This is a genomic window from Methylobacterium phyllostachyos (genome assembly GCF_900103445.1).
GTDB lineage: Bacteria > Pseudomonadota > Alphaproteobacteria > Rhizobiales > Beijerinckiaceae > Methylobacterium > Methylobacterium phyllostachyos.
Genome location: NZ_FNHS01000014.1, coordinates 31,006 through 48,946, shown reverse-complemented (window position 1 = coordinate 48,946; position 17,941 = coordinate 31,006). Strand labels below are relative to the sequence as shown.

General features: G+C 68.1%; 20 protein-coding genes. 3 read left to right on the top strand and 17 right to left on the bottom strand.

Going from position 1 to position 17,941, the window contains the following annotated elements:
* Positions 1-68: 68 nt before the first annotated feature.
* Positions 69-473 carry a YidB family protein gene (locus BLQ49_RS21350; RefSeq protein WP_091719417.1) on the top strand — a complete coding sequence of 135 codons (405 nt, stop codon included), beginning with the start codon at positions 69-71 and terminating at the stop codon, positions 471-473.
* Position 474: 1 nt separating this feature from the next.
* Here the strand turns inward: BLQ49_RS21350 and BLQ49_RS21345 are convergent, their stop codons facing one another.
* Positions 475-735 (bottom strand): hypothetical protein, encoded by a 261-nt coding sequence (locus tag BLQ49_RS21345; RefSeq protein WP_091719705.1) that lies wholly within the window; start codon positions 733-735, stop codon positions 475-477.
* 152 nt (positions 736-887) lie between these two features.
* Between BLQ49_RS21345 and BLQ49_RS21340 the strand changes: the two genes are divergently transcribed.
* Entirely contained in the window at positions 888-1,241 is a 354-nt protein-coding gene (locus BLQ49_RS21340; protein ID WP_091719414.1) for a YidB family protein, read from the top strand.
* Between the two features lie 64 nt (positions 1,242-1,305).
* On the opposite strand, the gene BLQ49_RS21335 is transcribed toward BLQ49_RS21340, so the two are convergent.
* Positions 1,306-2,811 (bottom strand): peptidoglycan DD-metalloendopeptidase family protein, encoded by a 1,506-nt coding sequence (locus BLQ49_RS21335; RefSeq protein ID WP_091719412.1) that lies wholly within the window; start codon positions 2,809-2,811, stop codon positions 1,306-1,308.
* A 191-nt stretch (positions 2,812-3,002) separates the two neighbouring features.
* Between BLQ49_RS21335 and BLQ49_RS21330 the strand changes: the two genes are divergently transcribed.
* Entirely contained in the window at positions 3,003-3,557 is a 555-nt protein-coding gene (locus BLQ49_RS21330; protein ID WP_091719703.1) for a GNAT family N-acetyltransferase, read from the top strand.
* Between the two features lie 163 nt (positions 3,558-3,720).
* Here BLQ49_RS21330 and BLQ49_RS29810 read toward each other — a convergent pair whose 3' ends face one another.
* The 15 genes from BLQ49_RS29810 to BLQ49_RS21255 form a co-directional block, all read right to left on the bottom strand.
* A complete protein-coding gene (locus tag BLQ49_RS29810) occupies positions 3,721-4,083 on the bottom strand; it encodes a hypothetical protein (protein WP_143012291.1) in 363 nt (120 codons plus the stop codon).
* Between the two features lie 296 nt (positions 4,084-4,379).
* Entirely contained in the window at positions 4,380-5,666 is a 1,287-nt protein-coding gene (locus tag BLQ49_RS21320; protein WP_091719408.1) for a porin, read from the bottom strand.
* A gap of 222 nt (positions 5,667-5,888) precedes the next feature.
* A complete protein-coding gene (locus BLQ49_RS21315) occupies positions 5,889-6,737 on the bottom strand; it encodes a 23S rRNA (adenine(2030)-N(6))-methyltransferase RlmJ (RefSeq protein ID WP_091719406.1) in 849 nt (282 codons plus the stop codon).
* Between the two features lie 54 nt (positions 6,738-6,791).
* Positions 6,792-7,454, bottom strand: a complete 663-nt coding sequence (locus BLQ49_RS21310) for a ribonuclease T2 family protein (protein WP_091719404.1) — start codon at positions 7,452-7,454, stop codon at positions 6,792-6,794.
* A gap of 16 nt (positions 7,455-7,470) precedes the next feature.
* Complete coding sequence (locus BLQ49_RS21305; protein WP_091719701.1) at positions 7,471-7,932, bottom strand: hypothetical protein; 462 nt, start codon at positions 7,930-7,932, stop codon at positions 7,471-7,473.
* Between the two features lie 388 nt (positions 7,933-8,320).
* The gene (locus tag BLQ49_RS21300; RefSeq protein ID WP_091719699.1) at positions 8,321-9,049 is read right to left on the bottom strand and encodes an amino acid ABC transporter ATP-binding protein; all 729 of its coding nucleotides are present in this window, start codon (positions 9,047-9,049) and stop codon (positions 8,321-8,323) included.
* 151 nt (positions 9,050-9,200) lie between these two features.
* Positions 9,201-9,893 (bottom strand): amino acid ABC transporter permease, encoded by a 693-nt coding sequence (locus tag BLQ49_RS21295; RefSeq protein ID WP_091719402.1) that lies wholly within the window; start codon positions 9,891-9,893, stop codon positions 9,201-9,203.
* A 51-nt stretch (positions 9,894-9,944) separates the two neighbouring features.
* A complete protein-coding gene (locus BLQ49_RS21290; protein ID WP_091719400.1) occupies positions 9,945-10,667 on the bottom strand; it encodes an amino acid ABC transporter permease in 723 nt (240 codons plus the stop codon).
* A 249-nt stretch (positions 10,668-10,916) separates the two neighbouring features.
* Positions 10,917-11,840 (bottom strand): amino acid ABC transporter substrate-binding protein, encoded by a 924-nt coding sequence (locus BLQ49_RS21285; protein ID WP_091719398.1) that lies wholly within the window; start codon positions 11,838-11,840, stop codon positions 10,917-10,919.
* Positions 11,841-12,236: 396 nt separating this feature from the next.
* Positions 12,237-13,358, bottom strand: coding sequence for a branched-chain amino acid ABC transporter substrate-binding protein (locus tag BLQ49_RS21280; RefSeq protein ID WP_091719396.1), 1,122 nt, complete (start codon positions 13,356-13,358; stop codon positions 12,237-12,239).
* A gap of 49 nt (positions 13,359-13,407) precedes the next feature.
* Positions 13,408-13,785 (bottom strand): DUF6867 family protein, encoded by a 378-nt coding sequence (locus tag BLQ49_RS21275; RefSeq protein ID WP_208859092.1) that lies wholly within the window; start codon positions 13,783-13,785, stop codon positions 13,408-13,410.
* Complete coding sequence (locus BLQ49_RS21270; protein WP_091719394.1) at positions 13,782-14,579, bottom strand: ABC transporter ATP-binding protein; 798 nt, start codon at positions 14,577-14,579, stop codon at positions 13,782-13,784. The genes BLQ49_RS21275 and BLQ49_RS21270 overlap by 4 nt, the downstream gene beginning before the upstream one ends.
* Positions 14,576-15,484, bottom strand: coding sequence for an ABC transporter ATP-binding protein (locus BLQ49_RS21265; protein WP_091719392.1), 909 nt, complete (start codon positions 15,482-15,484; stop codon positions 14,576-14,578). Before BLQ49_RS21265 ends, BLQ49_RS21270 begins: the two co-directional genes overlap by 4 nt.
* Entirely contained in the window at positions 15,484-16,878 is a 1,395-nt protein-coding gene (gene livM, locus BLQ49_RS21260) for a high-affinity branched-chain amino acid ABC transporter permease LivM (protein WP_091719390.1), read from the bottom strand. The genes BLQ49_RS21265 and livM overlap by 1 nt, the downstream gene beginning before the upstream one ends.
* Complete coding sequence (locus BLQ49_RS21255) at positions 16,878-17,795, bottom strand: branched-chain amino acid ABC transporter permease (protein WP_091719388.1); 918 nt, start codon at positions 17,793-17,795, stop codon at positions 16,878-16,880. The genes livM and BLQ49_RS21255 overlap by 1 nt, the downstream gene beginning before the upstream one ends.
* Positions 17,796-17,941 lie beyond the last annotated feature (146 nt).

The following is a 17,941-nucleotide window of genomic DNA, read 5'->3' as shown; positions in this document are numbered from 1 at the left end:
ACGCGCTTGCCGGCAGCGTTTTGCGCCCGACCTTTCAACGCGAAACTCAAGCGTGACGGGGGAGACTGATGGGCCTGCTGGACGGTGCGAAGAACCTGATCGGCGATGTCGTGGCCGCCATGGACCGCGCCCTGGAGGACACCGGCAGCGGCAAACTCGCCCTGGCATTGGCAAAATTCTATCCTGGTGGTCTGGTGGCGTTCCTCGACCGCCTGCGCGAGACCGGCCACGGCGGCGCGGTGGACTCCTGGCTGTCGGCCGGGGCGCAAGCCGAGGACCGGCAGGCCGTTCCGGCCTCCGCGATCGCGGCGTGCCTGCCAGAGGCTGTCGCCGGGCGTCTGGCCTACGATCTCGGCATCCCCGAAGGACGCGTCGCCACCGCCCTCTCGGAGTTCCTGCCGGCCGCGGTGGCGGCCGAGAGCGAGAACGGCGTGCTGAAGCCGCAGCCGAACTTCAGCACCCAGATCCGCTGAGCTACGGGATTGCGCATTTCATCAGCGGCGGCGCGGTGGCGCAGCTCAGGTAGCAGCTCTGCTTCTGGAAGCAGAACCAGGACAGCTCGCCGCTCTTGAGGCAGGCGCCGCCGCAATGCCGGTAGGTGCCGTAGAGCGGGCGGACGAACACCGCATCGCTGAGGGCCCGCTCCTGCAACATCGGCCGGGCCGCCTCGAACGGAAGCGCCAGGGCCGCGCCGGCCCAGAGCGCGAGCAGCAGGGATGGGGCGAAGGATCTCATGACCGCGCGACCGGGGAGCAGGAACCGGATCGGCATCCCGCGCCAAGGCGACGGCGCTGTCGACTAAATTGCGGTTCACGTGGTCCCGACCTCCCCCAGCCGGCGCGGTGCGCTAGACTGATGCGGGATGGATCGGTCGATAGGGAGATCGCATGAGCTTGCTCGACTCATTGGGTGGCGCTTTCGGCGGCTCACTCGGCCAGATGGCGTTGAAGGCGCTGCCCGGCATCATCCAGCAGGTGCTGCCCGGCGGCCTCAACGCGCTGCTCGATCAGCTCCGCCGCTCCGGCTACGAGAGCCAGGTGAATTCCTGGCTCGGCCGCGGCCCGAACGAGCCGATCACCGCGGACGACCTGCGTAAGGTCCTCGACAACGAGCAGGTTCGCCAGATGGCGCAGAAGCTCGGCATCCCGATGGATCAGCTGTTTCCCGCCCTGGCTGAGGCGCTGCCGCAGGCGGTGGATCACCACAGCCCCGACGGGACGCTGCAGGCGCCTCCGGCCTGACGGCGCCGGAAGCGAAAACGGCGGCCCCTCAGGGCCGCCGCTCTCCTCCGATCGGATCGATCGCTCAGTTGCTGGCGAGTTGCGACATCGGGTCCACCGGGGCGCCGCCCTTGCGGATCTCGAAGTGCAGCTGCGGTGACGTCACGTTGCCGGAGGCGCCGGACTTGGCGATGGTCTGGCCGCGCTTGACCTTGTCGCCCGGCTTCACGTCGATCTCGCCGTTATGGGCGTAGGCCGAGACGTAACCGTTGGCGTGGCGTACCAGCACCAGCTTGCCGTAGCCCTTCACGTCCGAGCCGGCATACGCCACCGTGCCCTCCTCGGCGGCCTTGACCGGCGTCCCCTCCGGCACCGCGATGTTGATGCCTTCGTTGCCGGACGTGCCGTAGCCCGAGATCACCCGGCCCTTGGCGGGCCAGCGGAAGCTCTCGGAGGCCGCAGCTTCGGCAACCGAACCGGTGGCGGCGGGTTCGGGCTTCGCCGGAGTGGCGGCCGCGACCGGCTTCGGGGCCTCCTTGGCGGCGACCTTCTCGACCTTCTCGGCGGCGGCGGCCTTCTGCGCGGCCTCCTTGGCGGCCTTGGCCTCGGCGAGTTTCTGAACGGCCTCGGCCTTCGCGGCGGCCTTGGCTTCAGCCTTGGCCTCCATCGCCTTCGCCTCAGCCTTGGCCTTCGCCTCGGCCTTCGGATCCGGCTTCTTCTCGTCGGCCTTGGCGACCTGCCCGGGGCGGACATGCCGCGGCTTGTCATCCGCCTTCGCCGCGGCCTCCTTCACGGCCTCCTTGCGGGTCTTGGCGTCGGCGACCTTCCGGGCAGCGGCATCGCGGGCGAGGGCTTCCTTGCGCTCCGCCTCCTTGTCGGCGGCCCGCTTCTCGGCTGCCTTGGAGGCTTCCTCACGCTTGGCCGCTTCCTTGGCTGCCTCTTTGGCCGCCTCTTTGGCTTCCTCGCGCTTGGCCTCCTTGGCGGCCTCCTCGCGCTTGGCGGCGAGCTTGCTCTCGACCTGCTTGGCGTCCTCGCGCTTCTCTTCAGCGGCTCGGGCGGGGCGGGCGGTCATCGGCGCGGCGGCCGGATTCAAGCCGGAGGCATTGTAGACCGGGATGACGATCTGCCGCCCCGGGGTGATCTGGTTCGCGCTGCTCAGACCGTTGGCCGACAGGATCGCCGAGGCCGGAACCCCGTACCGGGTCGCCATCTGGTTCAGGCTGTCGTTCTGCGAGACGGTGATCTGGGTGCCGCCCTGGGCGCTCCAGCCGACCTGCCCGGTCGAGGCGACGCGGGTGGCGGGGGCGGCCGCGTGGGTTTGCGCCGGAGGCGCGACGCTGGCGGCGCGCGGTGCGCCGGGCGCGCTCAGCGCCTCCGACTGGATCCGGCCGGTGCGGACCGGCGGGACTGACTTGAGGCCGCCATCCGGCAGGCTGCCGGTGGCGGAAGGCTCCGAATCAAATGGGTTCGAGAACGGATTGCTCAGCCGCGAGGCATCCGACGAACAGGCAGCCGCTGCCCCGCCAATGATGCCGATGAGGGCGACCCGCGACAGCGTCCGCAACATCCGACCCTTACCGCGCACCCGCATCGACGCACCCGTTTGCCTGACGCAACTTGATGCCCCAATGAAGACGGATTCAGGTTAAGCAACCGTTCCCGTTCGGCCGGTCTGCCACCCTCGCGCGAAGGGTGACGCAGTCTTCTCGCCGGTTTTCAGGGATGATTGCGGGGACCATGACCGTGCCTTTTCCGGCCCGCTTGGCACCCCATCTCGAAGGGATGTTTACCATCCGCGTCGCCCGCGCCAGCCTCAGCGACCTGCCCGGACTTGAGACGCCGCGCCTCTCGATCGCGGCCCTCCGGCCCGAGGACGCGGAGGCCCTACGCCGGCTCACGGACGACGCCGCGATCACCGCCGCGGTGAACTTCCTGCCGGCGCCGTTCACCCTGCAGGACGCGCAGGACCTGATTCGAAGCGGCACACGCGGGCAGGATTGCTTTCTCGGCGCCTGGATCCGCGGGTCCGGCAGCGCCGACGCGCCGGTCGGATGTGCCGGGCGTGAACTCGTCGGCGTTGTCGGCACGCACCTGCGCGGGCCGGGCGTGATCGAGATCGGCTACTGGATCGGTGGCGCCGCGCGGGGGCGCGGCTTCGCCTATGAGGCAGTCTCGGCGATCATCGATCTGCTCCGCGCACGTTTCCCCGGCCGCATCATCGTGGCGGAGTGCCGCCCGGCCAACGTCGCGTCATGGGGGCTTCTGGAGAAGCTTGGCTTCCGCGACACGGGCGAGGCGGGCCATCGGCCTGGGCGGCGGCTGCTCCGCCGGGATTAGCGCCTGATCCCGGGCTCCGGCTGCCGGCACGACACGCCGACATGCGACGGCCCACCCTCGTCCGGACAGACGCATCGGCGGCCGGACCTCCCGCGTGCCGAAGTGGGATCCGCCCCGCGCGTGCGCGCTCCCGGTCGAGGCGGGTCTTGCGCAGGCGCGCCGCTCAAGCCGCTTCGGCGGTCTCGGTCGCTACGATCTCGGTCACGGCGGTCTCGGTCACGGCTGTCTCGGTCACGGCTGTCTCGGTCCTCGCAGCTTCGGTTGCCCGGCTATGCTTCTTCTTCCGCCGCTTGCCGATCGCCTCTGCCGGCTCGTCGGAGGGCGCGCGCTCGGCGAGGGCGAATCGGTGCAGCGCGTCCAGGGTCTGCCCATCCTGAGAGCGGGCGTCGATCAGCGCGTAGAAAGCGGCGCGCACGACATCTTTCTTGGACGCCTCGGGATGCCTTTCGCGGACGGCGGCGCGCAGCGCCTTCGGCGTCATGCCGGGCGCCGCCAAGCTCCACAGGGTTGCCGACAAAGCTTCCATCGACATCGCTCCCATAATCTCCACCTCCGGCTGCGACCGGGACGGAAAGAGCAATACATGACGCCGACGTGACGCATCAAGTGATCGACCGCACCAAACCGCGCCACCCAAGCATCAATCAAATATTGTTGCTCAGTAGATCACAAAAATCTACAACACGATTATAATTGTACTGTTGAACACCACAAAAATACGCGATTGCAATTTTATTGAGAACATCATCACAAAGAAAAAGCCCCCGGCATTGCGGCCGGGGGCTTCCTCTGTCCGGCCGCGAGGCCGGGATGTCGAGCGGTTCAGAACGTGATGCCGGTCTCGACCATGTAGCGGTCCTGCGAGGTCCGGTTGCCCGTCCGGCCGAAGCCGGTGCCGGGCGTGAGCAGACCCGTGTCCGAGATGCTGGCCCTGGTGATCCCGCCGAGTTCGACGTGGGCGTACTCGACCCGGAAGAAGTACCGGTCGAACGTGAAGGTCGGCGTCACCGTCACCGAGAAGGCGTTGCTGCCGGCGCCGAAGCCGAGGAGGTTCGTGGTGCCGGAGCCCCGCACGCCCGTCTGCTCGGTGTACTCGATGCGACCGGCGAGGGAGAAGTTGTCGGTGAACGAATAGGCCGCGAGCAGCGCGCCGCCATAGGTCGAGGCCGAGTTGTAGATCCCGATCCGCGGATCCCGCTCGACATTCGTGAACTGGAAGTACGGCGAGACGATCCACGGACCGTTCGCGTAGGTGTAGTTGATGTCGAAGATGCCGCTGTTCTGCTGCAGGTAAGGCGTTGCGAACTGGTAGCGCGAGCTGCGGGCCAGCGCATTCGTCCGGCCGAGGTTCAAGCCGCCATTGACGCCGATCGTGTTGAAGTCGTCGAGCTTGTAGGCGACGTTCCCGGTGAACCACGTGATCTCGTTCGAGAAGAACCCATCCGTGCCGGCGAGCGACACCGAGAGCGGGCCACTCGCGTAGTTCACCTGCACGCCCTGGTTGATGAAGTTCTCCTGCACGAACAGGAGGCCGCGGTTGATGTTCAGGTTCTGATAGGTGAACAGCGGCTCGGTGCCGATCAGGGTGAACATGCGTCCGCCCTGGATGGACCACTCATCGTTGATTTGGAACTTGCCGTAGGCGACCGGAACTGGGCCGAACAGGAGGTCCGTCTGGGTGAAGGTGCCGAGGGTCGGGAATCCGAGCTGCGGGATCGAGTAGGCGCCCGCCTGCACGTAGAACTGGAACGCGCCCTCGGGCTTCTGGATGATGCCCTGGAGGTTCGAGAAGTCGACCCGCGCAGCCCGGTCCCGATCGTTGGGGGCGGCCGGGGTCGAGAACGACGCGAACGGGTTGGTCTGGGTGTAGGCGTAGCCGGTGACCGCGCCACCGACATACAGGTCGCCCAGGGGGCCAGCCGAGAAGCAGGTCGGGTTCGGGTTGGCCTTGATCACGCCGCTATAGGTCGGGCCGAGCAGCGTGGCCTTGCACGGCTCGACCGGGGGCGCGACGGGGACGGGGGCGGGGGCCGCCAGATCGGCCGCCAGGATGCTGGTCGAGGACAGCAGGACAGCGGTAAAGCCGGCCAAGGTGGATCGGGTCAGCATGATATCGCCGCTCGTTGGGATTGGTCTACGGCCAAGCTGACATCGACACGCGGTTGGTACAAAATCAAACATGTAGCAATTGCATAGTTTTTGGGCATTTTCACATTGCTGCGATCGGTCGCGGCTCAAATGTGTCTTTGTGGCAACAAGAATGGGCAGGCCGCGTCTTCTGCTTGCGATGATTGAGAAACGATCTCCCGCGGGCGATACAATGCTCCCCGATCACAGTTGGGGGCCGATCGGATCGCAGCGAAACCCTCCGAAGTCCTGCCGGGCCAACCGCTCGGCGAGGGCCGGCAGGAAGACGAGAGCCTCGTCGGCGAGGCGCCAGGGCGGGTTGACGACGATCATCCCGCTGCCGGTCAGGCGCGTCGGATCGTCGGGTCGGTCGATCAGCAGGTCGAGGCGCAGAGCCGGACGGGGCAGGGCGCCGTCGAGATCCCGGACCATGCGGTCGAGGGCGGCCGCATCCTTGATCGGATACCACGCGAGGAACACGCCGGTCGGCCACTTCGCCACGGCCCGGGCCAGGTGGGCGCCGAGCCGCTCGATCTCGCCCGGCACCTCGTAGGGCGGGTCGATCAGCACGAGGCCGCGCCGCTCGGGCGGCGGGATCTGGGCGTTGACCGCGGTCCATCCGTCGAGGCTCAGGACCTTCGTGCGCGGATCGCGCTCGTAGCGCCCCCGAAGCGTCGCGGCATCGGCCGGATGCAGCTCGACGAACACGCCCTTGTCGCCGGGCCTCAGGGCCTCGCGGATCACCGCGGGCGAGCCGGGATAGGCGGTGGCGCCGAACCGCGCCTGTACCGCCGCCACCGCGGCCCGATAGGGGGCGAGCAGCGCCTCCACGGGCGGCGCGAAGGGCACGTCCATCCGGCCCCAGCCCTCCCGCCACTCGCCGGTGCGGGACGCCTCATCGGCCGCGAGGTCGTAGACCCCGAGCCCCGCGAAGGCGTCGAGCGCCCGGAACGGCTTGTCCTTGAGGCGCAGATGGTCGAGCACCCGCGCGAGCACGAGGTGCTTGAGCACGTCGGCATGGTTGCCGGCGTGGAAGGCGTGCCGATAGTTCATGGGAACGCCGTGAAGCGGATCCTGCGGTCCGGGTCCAGCGCCCGGGGCCAAAAATCAGCGCGCGGCGTCGAGGGTGATCTCCGGCGCGCGGCAATTGCCGCGGGCGACCTCGGGGCAGGGGGTGAAGCCCTTCAGGTCCTTGCCGAAGCAGATGCGCACCTCCTGCAGCTGCCCCCGCGTGCAGGTGACCGCCATCATGTCGGGGCGCAGGCCGCGATTGGCGGCGACGAACTGCCGGGCGATCTCGATGGGCGCCAGGGTCTGCGCCGGGCCGCCGCCCTTGAGGGTGTCGGGAATCGTCACGGCCAGCCGGGCGTCCCGGGCGGCGGTGAAATAGGCCGTCGGATCGAGGCCCGAGCAGGTGCCGTGCTTGCGCCATTCGTAGCGGGCCAGCCCCTCGCTCGGATAGACCTGCCCGGCCACCTCGATCGCCTGCCGGGTCGGCGCGCGCACCACGGCCGAGCAATTCTCGGGATAACCGCGGCTGTATTGCGGCCACAGACCGTGGACGACGAAACCGAGCCCGCGGCCGGGCGCGCACTGGACGTCGTCCCGGCGCTCACCGGCCCCGGCGCAGTAGGTCGGCGACCACGACAAAGCCAGCACGTAGAAGTCGAACTCGCCGGGGGTGCCGCGGCGGGCGAAGCCGCCGTAATCCTGGGCGGCGGCCGGCCCGGAGAGCAGCAGGGCGGCGAGGCAGGCGGCCCGAGCGCGCATCGTCAGGCTCGCACCGTCAGGGACGCGCCATCCGGCAGGCGGTGGCGTAGGCATAGGCGAGGTCGCGGTCGAGCCCGTGGACGCAGAACTCGACGCCCCAGGTCGCGCCGATGATGCCGAGGCTCTCGCGCACCGAATAATCGACCTTGCGGCGCACGCCGTCCGAGGTCGTCACGGTCGCGGTGCAGAAGCGGCGGGGATAGGTGTCGAGCCCCCAGGGGCGCCACGCGGTGCGCTCGATCGTGTCGAAGGACAGGATCGTCATCGACGAGTTCCAGAACTTCGCCTCCTTCTCGGCGAAGTTGGTCGAGACCCGCTCCAGCACCGACGGGTCCTGGCAGCCGGGAATCTGCGCATCGAAGGGGAATTCCCGCTCCTCGGCGGGCTCGATATCCTCGCGCGCCGAGCGGGCGAGCGCCGGCTGGACCAGGGCGAGGAGGGCCAGCCCGAGGGCAAGGCCGTGACGGATCGGGCGCATGGCGCGGGCCTCGGCGGATGTGCGGTCCTGCATCCGGGGACGATGACCCGGCCGGCTCGCCAGTCAAGCTCCGGCGGCGCCCTTGCGACGGTTTCGACGCTCGGTGCGGCGCGGCCGCTACACTGCCGCCGCGCCCGCAGGGTTCAACCCACCACCTGCGGCGAGCCGGCGGCGGCGCCCGTCCACCTTGCCCGCCTCACTTCAACGGCTCGGACGCGCCGCTCTCCTGACCCATCAGCTATTCAGCTGGATCGCCGCGAGTCCGGCCTGGTGTGCGGCTTGCGCGGCCACGTCCGTCGCGCCGGATCTCATCCGCCGATGCGTAGCGCCCGCGCGCAGTCCAAGCACGGGCGAAGCTCTCGTCGCGGCGATCCGGGATTGGGCGCGCTCAATGCTGCAGGATCTTCGACAGGAAGGTCTGCGCCCGCTCCGACCGCGGGCTGCCGAAGAAGTCCTCCTTCTTCGCGTCCTCGACGATCTCGCCGCGATCCATGAAGATCACCCGGTCGGCCACCTTGCGGGCGAAGCCCATCTCGTGGGTCACGACCATCATGGTCATGCCCTCCTTGGCGAGCTCCACCATCACGTCGAGCACCTCGCCGACCATCTCGGGGTCGAGGGCCGAGGTCGGCTCGTCGAACAGCATCACCACCGGGTTCATGGCAAGCGCCCGGGCAATCGCCACGCGCTGCTGCTGGCCGCCGGAGAGCTGGCCCGGGAATTTCGTGGCATGCGCCCCGAGGCCGACCCGGGCGAGCAGGTCGAGCCCGCGCTTCTTGGCGTCCTCGGCGCTGCGGCCGAGCACCTTGCGCTGGGCGATGGTGAGGTTGTCGGTGATCGACAGGTGCGGGAACAGCTCGAAATGCTGGAACACCATGCCGACCCGCGAGCGGAGCTTGGGCAGGTTGGTCCCCTTGTCGACGACCTTGGTGCCCGCCACCGTGATCTGGCCCTTCTGGAACGGCTCCAGGGCGTTGACGCATTTGATCAGGGTCGACTTGCCCGAGCCCGAGGGGCCACAGACCACCACGACCTCGCCCTTGGCGACCTTGGTGGTGCAGTTCGTCAGCACCTGGAAGTCGCCGTACCATTTGCTGATGTTGTCGATGGCGATCATCGTCTCGCCGGGCGCCGCCTGGGGCACGCCGGAGACGAGGTGGCCGGGCTGGAGGCCCGCATCCGCCGGCGCATAGGCCGCCTCGGCGGCGGGCTCGGTGGCGTGCGGGGCCGGCATCGGGGACGAGGTCATACGCGGTCTCCAGTGTCGGTCAGCGGATGATGGCCACGCGGCGCTGCAGGCGGCGCACCAGGAACGAGGCCGAGAAGCAGATCACAAAGTAGACGACCGCCGCGAAGATATACATCTCGACGAGGCGGCCGTCGCGCTGGGCCACCTTCGAGGCGGCGCCCATAAAGTCTGTCAGCGAGAGCACGTAGACCAGCGAGGTATCCTGGAACAGCACGATCGTCTGGGTCAGCAGCAGCGGCAGCATGTTGCGGAAGGCCTGGGGCAGGACGACGTTGCCCATCGTCTGCCAGTAGTTCATGCCCAAAGCCTGCGCGGCGGCGGTCTGGCCCTTAGGGATCGACTGGATGCCCGCCCGCATGATCTCCGAGAAATAGGCCGCCTCGAAGGCCATGAAGGTGATCAGCGCCGACGGGAAGGCACCGACCTGAATCGGCGTCGAGGACCCGGTCACGTAGGCGCCGATATACGGCACCAGGAAGTAGAACCAGAAGATCACCAGCACCAGCGGCAGCGAGCGGCACAGCTCGACATAGCCCTTGGCGACCTGGGTGAGGCCGGGCACGCCCGAGAGCCGGGCCATCGCCAGCAGCGTGCCGATGATCACGCCGCCCACGGCCGCCATGGCGGTGAGCGTCACGGTGAAGACCATGCCCTGCCCGAACAGGTAGGGCAGGGACTGGACGATGACGGAGAAATCGAAGTTCGAGAGCATCGGCGCCTGTTCGCGGTGGCCGTCGGGCGGGGGATCGGGGGCGGGCTGTCCTCAGCGCTGGCCGGGGATGGCGACCGCCTTCTCCAGGAAGGTCGCCGCCGTGACGACCACGAGGTTGATGATCACGTACAGCAAGGTCGCGGCCGTGAACGCCTCGAACACCTGGAAGGAGAATTCCTGCATCGAGCGAGCCCGGGCGGTCAGTTCCAAGAGGCCGATGGTCAGGGCGACCGACGTGTTCTTCAGGTTGTTGAGGAATTCCGAGGTCATCGGCGGCAGGATGATCCGGTAGGCATTGGGCAGCAGCACGTAGCGGTAGGTCTGGTAGGTGGTGAAGCCCATGGCCGTGCCGGCCATGCGCTGGCCCCGCGGCAGCGCCTGGATGCCGGCGCGGACCTGCTCGGCCACCCGCGAGGCGGTGAAGAAGCCGAGGCACACCACCGCGGTGTAGAACGGCGCGTCCGGCAATTGCTTGATCGCGTCGCCGATCCGGGTCGGAACGACCTCCGGCATCACGAAGTACCAGAGGAACATCTGCACCAGCAGCGGCACGTTGCGGAACAGCTCGACATAGGCCGTGCCGATCGCGTTCGCGGTCTTCGACGGCAGGGTGCGCAGCACGCCGATCAGCGACCCTAAGAAGAACGCGATGATCCACGAGCAGAGCGCGGTGGCGATCGTCCACATGAGCCCGGAGAGCAGCATGTCGAGATACGTGCCGTTGCCCTCAGGCGAGGCATCGAAGAAGATCCGCCAGTTCCAGTTGTAGTTCATCGCGCTGCTTCTGAGAGATGCTGCTTATTCGGTCCGTCCCACGCTCACCCCCATCCTGAGGTGACCGCGAAGCGGGCCTCGAAGGAAGGCTCCAGAGGGCGCTGCGATCCCTGGAGGGCTCCTTTGAGGCCTCCGCTGCGCTTCGGCACCTCAGGATGAGGGTGAGGATTGGAGGGCCTTCGACTACGAACCTTACGCGACGCACCGCAGGCCCTTGCCCGCGGTGCGCCTCATCGCCTTGGACCGATCTCAGTAGGCAGCCGGATCCGGGCTGGCGATCGGGTGGGCGAACTGCTTCTTCATCTCCGCGCTCATCGGCAGGTTGAGGTTGATGTTGCGCGGCGGGATCGCCTGGGTGAACCACTTGTCGTAGAGCGCCTTGCCCTCGGGGCTCGTATAGAGCTTGGCGGTGGCGTCGTCCGCGACCTTCTTGAACTCCGTATCGTCCTTGCGCAGCATGATGCCGTAGGGCTCAGGCTTCGACAGGGCCTCGGTGGAGATCTCGTAGGCCGACGGATCCTTCGACGAGGCGGCCAGCGAGGCGAGCAGCACGTCGTCCATCACGAAGGCGGCGGCGCGGCCGGTCTCGACCATCAGGAACGCTTCGGCGTGATCCTTGGCGGGCAGGATCGTCAGGCCGAGCTTGCGCTCCGTGTTGGCCTCGTTGATCTGCCGGATGTTCGTGGTGCCGGAGGTCGACACGACCGTCTTGCCCTTCAGGTCCTCGATCGTGTGCAGGTTGGCCGACTTCTTCGAGACATACCGGGTCGCGGTCAGGAAGTGCGAGTTGGTGAACCACACCTGCTTCTCGCGGTCGGCGTTGTTGGTGGTCGAGCCGCATTCGAGGTCGATCGTGCCGTTGGCCATCAGCGGGATGCGGGTGGCGGAGGTGACCGGGTTCAGCTTCACCTGCAGGTTCGGGAGGTTGAGCTTGGCCTTCACGGCGTCGGCGATCTTGTAGCAGATGTCCAGCGCGTACCCGATCGGCTTCTCGTCGCCGCCAAGATACGAGAACGGCACGGAGGCGTCGCGGTAGCCGATCACGATGGCGTTGGCGTCCTTCACCTTCTTGAGGGTGCCGGTCAGCTCCTCGGCCCGGAGGCTGAAGGGGGCGAGGGCGAGGGTCAGGCCCAGCGCCGCGGCGACGCCGCGGCGAGCGATATCAAACTGCATCGGTACGGAACTCCTGAATCGAGCCGAACGAGGTCGGCTGGCGGCTGGACCTGCGGGCCCGCCCGCTCGGGCGACGCCTTTGCAATGATGGTGCCGGGAGGCGGGTCGAAGCGCCGCGCGCGAACGCGGCGGAATACCGACAGGGTCCAGCCAAGCTTGTGACGGCGCCCGAAGACGCGCCCCCTGTCCCCCGCATGGCCTCCTCCATGACGTCGAGCCGGCCTACCGCTCGCGCCGGCGGCATCATGCACACTTCTTAGGCGTACGCACGGGGTCCTGAGGACGTATCCGCAGTCAAAGCTGACGAATTCGCCGCGTCTCAAACAGCGACGCCGCCCCGCGGAGTGATGCGGAGCGGCGTCGGGCGGTGGGACGGGACGGGAGGGCCGCCGGGTTTTACTTCGTCAGCTCGTTGCCGGCGTAATCGATCTTGCCGTCGGCACCCTTCTTCCACTCGTACATCACATAATCGGGCCGGGTGATGTCACCCTTCTTGTCGTAGGCGATCGGGCCGACAACGGTGTCCACCGCCTTGCCCTGGTGCAGCCAGTCGGCGAGCTTCTTGCCGTCGCTGGAGCCGGTCTCGGCCATCGCCTTCGCGAGCACCTGAACGGCCGCGTAGGAGTAGAGGGTGTAGCCCTCGGGATCGATATTCTTGGCCTTGAAGGCGGCGAGCGCGGCCTTGGCGTTCGGGTTCTTGCGGGCATCCGGCGGGAAGGTGGTCAGCGTGCCCTCGGCGGCCGGGCCGGCGATCGCCACCAGCTCGCGGTCGACCATGCCGTCGCCGCCCATCATCGGCGCCTTCAGGCCCTGGTCGCGCATCTGGCGCAGGATCAGGCCGGCCTCGGTGTAGTAGCCGCCGAAATAGACGACATCGACATTGGCCGACTTCAGCTTGGACACGAGGGCGGAATAATCCTTCTCGCCCGGATTGATGCCCTCGTACATCACGTCCTTGCCGCCCTTGGCCTTGAGCGCCTTCAGGGTCTCGTCGGCCAGACCCTTGCCGTAGGGGGTCTTGTCGTGGACGAAGGCGATCTTCTTGCCCTTGAAGTGATCGGCGAGGTAGGTGCCCGCCACCGCGCCCTGCTGGTCGTCGCGGCCGCAGGTGCGGAAGGTGTTCCACATGCCGCGCTCGGTGAACTTCACGTTCGTCGAAGCCGGGGTGACCTGGATGATGCCGGCGTCGAGATAGACGTCGGAGGCCGGGATCGACACGCCCGAGTTGTAGTCGCCGACCACCATCTTCACGCCGTCGCTGGCGAACTTGTTGGCCACCGAGACGCCCTGCTTCGGATCGGAGGCGTCGTCGCCCACCGTGACCGAGAGCGTCGTGCCCTTGAGGGTGCCGGCCTTGTTGAGGTCCTCCACCGCTTGGCTCGCGCCGTTCTTGAGCTGCGCGCCGATGGCGGCGCTGTTGCCGGTGATCGGCGCGGCGATGCCGAGCTTGACCTCGGCGGCCTGTGCCCCGGCCATCATGGCGCCGAGGGCGAGCCCGGCCAGCAGAATCGATCTCATCAGCGTTCTTCCCCTATGGTCAGGACCGCACGTGCGGATCCGGCCGCACTCATCGGACCCCGCCCGCTTCCGGCGCCCGTTCGCGCCATGTCAGCGGGGAGGTCTTCTCGTAGAGCCAGCGGTACTGGCTCGTCATCTGGCGCGTCCGCGTGTAGCGGAAGCCCGCCGCGCCGATGATCATGACCACGAGCGCGTCGACCGCATAGTAGTGCAGCGACAGCAGCGTGCCCGAAAACAGGGCATAGTGGATGAAGCGCACGGCGGCCGCCACGAGGAGCAGCGCCAGGGCGCATTGCCAGAACGGCCGCCAGCCCCGAGCGATGCCGCGCGCGGCCATCCAGCCGGCCCAGCCGCCCATCACCACGGTGACGAGCAGGAACAGGCCAGCCGAATCCTCCTCGTAGAGAAGCCCCTGCAGCATGCTCATGCCCCCACCGGGCCGGCATGGCCCCCCTCCAGATAGGCGGCCTGGACGTTCGGATCGTCGAGCAGCGCGCGGCCGGTGCCGCTCATCGTGACCCGGCCGTTGACCAGCACGTAGCCGCGATGGGCGAGCTTCAGGGCATGGTACGCGTTCTGCTCGACGAGGAAGATCGTCATGCCCTCGGTCCGGTTCAGTTCCCGGATCGCGTCGAAGATGCCCTTCACGACGAGCGGCGCGAGGCCGAGCGACGGCTCGTCGAGGAGCAGCAGGCGCGGGCGGCTCATCAACGCCCGGGCGATGGCCAGCATCTGCTGCTCGCCCCCCGACATGGTGCCGGCGCGCTGGTTCAGGCGCTCCTTCACCCGGGGGAACAGCACGCAGACCTTCTCCAGATCCTCGGCGAAGAAGCGCCCGTCATGAAGCGCCGCGCCCATCTGGAGATTCTCGTATACGCTCATGCGCGGGAAGACCCGGCGGCCCTCCGGCGACTGGGCGATGGCGAGCCGGGCGATGGCGTGGGTCGGCATCCGGGTGATGTCGCGCCCGTCATAGGTGATCGTGCCCGAGCGCGCCTGGGGGCTGCCGAAGATCGTCATCATCAGGGTCGACTTGCCGGCGCCGTTGGCGCCGATCAGCGTGACGATCTCGCCCTCGGCGACGTCGAGATCGACGCCCCGGAGCGCGGCGACGCTGCCGTAATAGGTCGAGACGTCACGCACAGCGAGGAGCGGCGGCTTCCGTCCCGCCTGGATCGCCCGCGTCTCCTCGACCAGGACGTTGATGCCGGCGACGCTCATGCCGGGGCTCCCGTATGGGCGTCGTCGCCATGCGGCACGCTGATCCCGACCTCGGCCTCCACGGCCTCCACCTCCTCGTCCTCGACGCCGAGATAGGCGGCGATCACCTTGGGATCGGAGCGGACCTCGGCGGGCGTGCCGTCGGCGATCTTCTGGCCGTAATCGAGCACCACCACGTGGTCTGAGATCTCCATCACCACCGACATGTCGTGCTCGATCAGCAGGACCGAGGTGTCGTGCTCGTCACGGATGTGGCGCAGGAGGCCATTCAGCTCGGCCGATTCCCGGGGGTTCAGGCCCGCCGCCGGCTCGTCGAGGCAGAGCAGCACCGGATCGGTGCACATCGCCCGGGCGATCTCCAGGCGCCGTTGCGCGCCATACGGCAGGGCGCCGGCCGGATCGTCGGCCCGGCTCATCAGGTCGATGCGCGTCAGCCACGCCTTGGCGCGCTCGATCGCCGCCTCCTGCGCGTCCCGGAAGGTCTTGAGCCCGAGCAGGCCGAGTACCGTGTAGCCGGAGGCGCGCATCAGCGGCTTGTGCTGGGCGACCAGCAGGTTCTCCAGCACTGTCATGCCCTGGAACAGGCGGATGTTCTGGAAGGTACGCGCGACCCGGGCGGTGCGGTTCACCTCGTGGTTCGGCAACCGCTCCAGCAGATGCGTGGTGCCATCCGCGTGCGCCAGGGTCAGCATGCCCTCAGTCGGCTTGTAGAAGCCGGTGATGCAGTTGAACACCGTGGTCTTGCCGGCCCCGTTCGGGCCGATCAGCGCGGTGATGTCGCCGCGCCTGGCCGCGAAGGACAGGTCGGAGACGGCCACCAGCCCGCCGAACCGCATGGTGAGATGCTCGACGGTGAGCACCGGCGGGGCCGAGGCCGCCGCGCGGATGTCGGGATGCGTCGCCATCAGCCGTGCCCCTCGCTGACATGGGCGCCCGAGACGGCGCGGCGCTCGCCGAGCGAGACCGAGGGCAGGCGCACCGAGATCAGCCCCCGGGGCCGCCAGACCATCATGGCCACCATGGCGAGGCCGAACAGCAGCAGGCGGTACTCGTTGGGATCGAAGCCCTCGCCGAACACGGCCTTCAGGAAGCCGAGGTTGCGCAGCATCTCCGGGCCGCCGACCATCGCCACCGCGGCGATCGCGACGCCGACCTGGCTGCCCATGCCGCCGAGCACCACGATCGCCAGGATGATGGCGCTCTCCAGGAAGTTGAAGCTCTCCGGGCTGATGAAGCCCTGGCGCACGGCGAAGAACGAGCCCGCGAAGCCGCCGAAGGCCGCACCCAGCGCGAAGGCGGTGAGCTTGACCGCCGTCGTGTTGATGCCCAGCGACCGGCAGGCGATCTCGTCTTCGCGGAGCGCCTCCCAGGCCCGTCCGATCGGCAGGCGGCGCAGGCGCAGGGTGACGAAGTTGGTGATCAGGGCGAGCGCCAGGATCAGGTAGTAGAGAAACACCAGCCGGTGCATCGAATCGTATGGGATGCCGAAGGTCGCCGCGAACCCGCCTTCGCCGGCCGTGAACGGGATCCCGAAGAAGGTCGCCCGCGGGATCGACGAGATGCCGGCCCCGCCGCCGGTCACGTCGGTCCAGTTGATCAGCACGAGGCGGATGATCTCGCCGAAGGCGAGCGTCACGATGGCGAGGTAGTCGCCGCGCAGGCGCAGCACCGGGAAGCCCAGGATCATCCCCCACAGGCCGGCGAACAGCCCGGCGAGCGGCAGGCAGATCCAGAAGGACAGGCCGAAGGTGGTCGAGAGCAGCGCGTAGGAATAGGCGCCGACCGCATAGAAGGCGACGTAGCCGAGATCGAGCAGGCCCGCGAGACCAACCACGATGTTCAGGCCCCAGCCGAGCATCACGTAGGTTAGGATGAGGATGCCGAGGTCGATCCAGTAGCGGGCCGAGGACAGGCCGCCGGTGGCGACGGCCGCGAGGATCGGCAGGGTCAACGCGACGGCGATGAAGATGTAGAGCCCGACCTTCGAGGTCTTCTGGCCGGCATCGGGCTCGCCGTGGACCGCCTCGGTCGCCTGGGCCGGGGAGGGGGTGAGCGCCCGCCGCGCGTCCCGGCGTAGCAGCACCAGCCGCTGGACGATGCGGGCGACGAAGATCGCCGCGCAGAGCGCCGCCACCAGCCCCCAGCGCGGCACGAGCACCAGCTCGGTCCCCGGGCCGGGATCGGTGCGGTAGGCGATGAGCGGCACGCACAGGCCGAGGGTGACCAGGGCGTAGAGGGCGGCGTCGCGCAGGATGCCGGCCATCACCGAGCCGGGGAGGGCAGTCTGCGAGGCGGCCATCAGACTTTCTCGACCTCGGGCCGGCCCAGGATGCCCGAGGGCATAAAGATCAGCACGATCGCCAGGATCGAGAACGCCGCGACGTCCTTGTACTCGATGGAGAAGTAGGCGGACCAGAAGGTCTCGATCAGCCCGATGATCAGGCCGCCGAGCACTGCGCCCGGCAGGGAGCCGATGCCGCCCAGCACCGCCGCGGTGAACGCCTTCACGCCGGGCACGAACCCGTCCGAGAACGACACGACGCCGTAATACATCAGGTAGAGGACGCCCGCGACGGCCGCCAGCGCGGCGCCGAGCACGAAGGTCAGCGAGATCGTCCGGTCGACGTCGATGCCGAGGAGTGCGGCCATCTTGCGGTCCTGCTCGCAGGCGCGCTGGGCCCGGCCGAACGGCGTGCGCTGCACGAGATACCAGAAGCCGGTGAGCAGCACGGCCGTCACCGCCATGATCAGCACCTGCTTCCAGGCCAGGAACACCGCATAGCCGTCGCGCTCGAACAGGGTGATTCCCCCTGAGAACATCGGCGGGGTCGGCTTGTTGCGCGCGCCCTGCACCACCTGCACGAAGTTCGACAGGAAGATCGACACGCCGATCGCCGAGATCAGCGGCGCCAGCCGGAACGAGCCGCGCAACGGTCGGTAGGCGACGCGCTCGATTGCCCAACCCCACAGGGCGGTGAGCACCATGGCAACCACCAGAACCACGAGGAAGGCCAGCGCGATGGAGCTGACGCCCAGCCACACGGTGAGCAGCAGGAAGGTGATGAGCGCGATGAAGCAGGAGACCATGAAGACGTCGCCGTGGGCGAAGTTCACCATGCCGATGATGCCGAACACCATCGTGTAGCCGATGGCGATCAGACCGTAGATGGAGCCGAGCGTCAGGCCGTTGATGAGCTGCTGTACGAAGACGTCCATGTACTCTCGCGCATGTAGGTTCCGGGCCGCCTGTTGAGACCGCAGGCAGCTTGGCAGGGCAAGTCCCGTACCGCAGCCGTAGCACGCCGGCCACAGGTTTCATCCCCCCCCAGGCGTCGCGTGAAAACAGTCGAAGACGCTAGTAA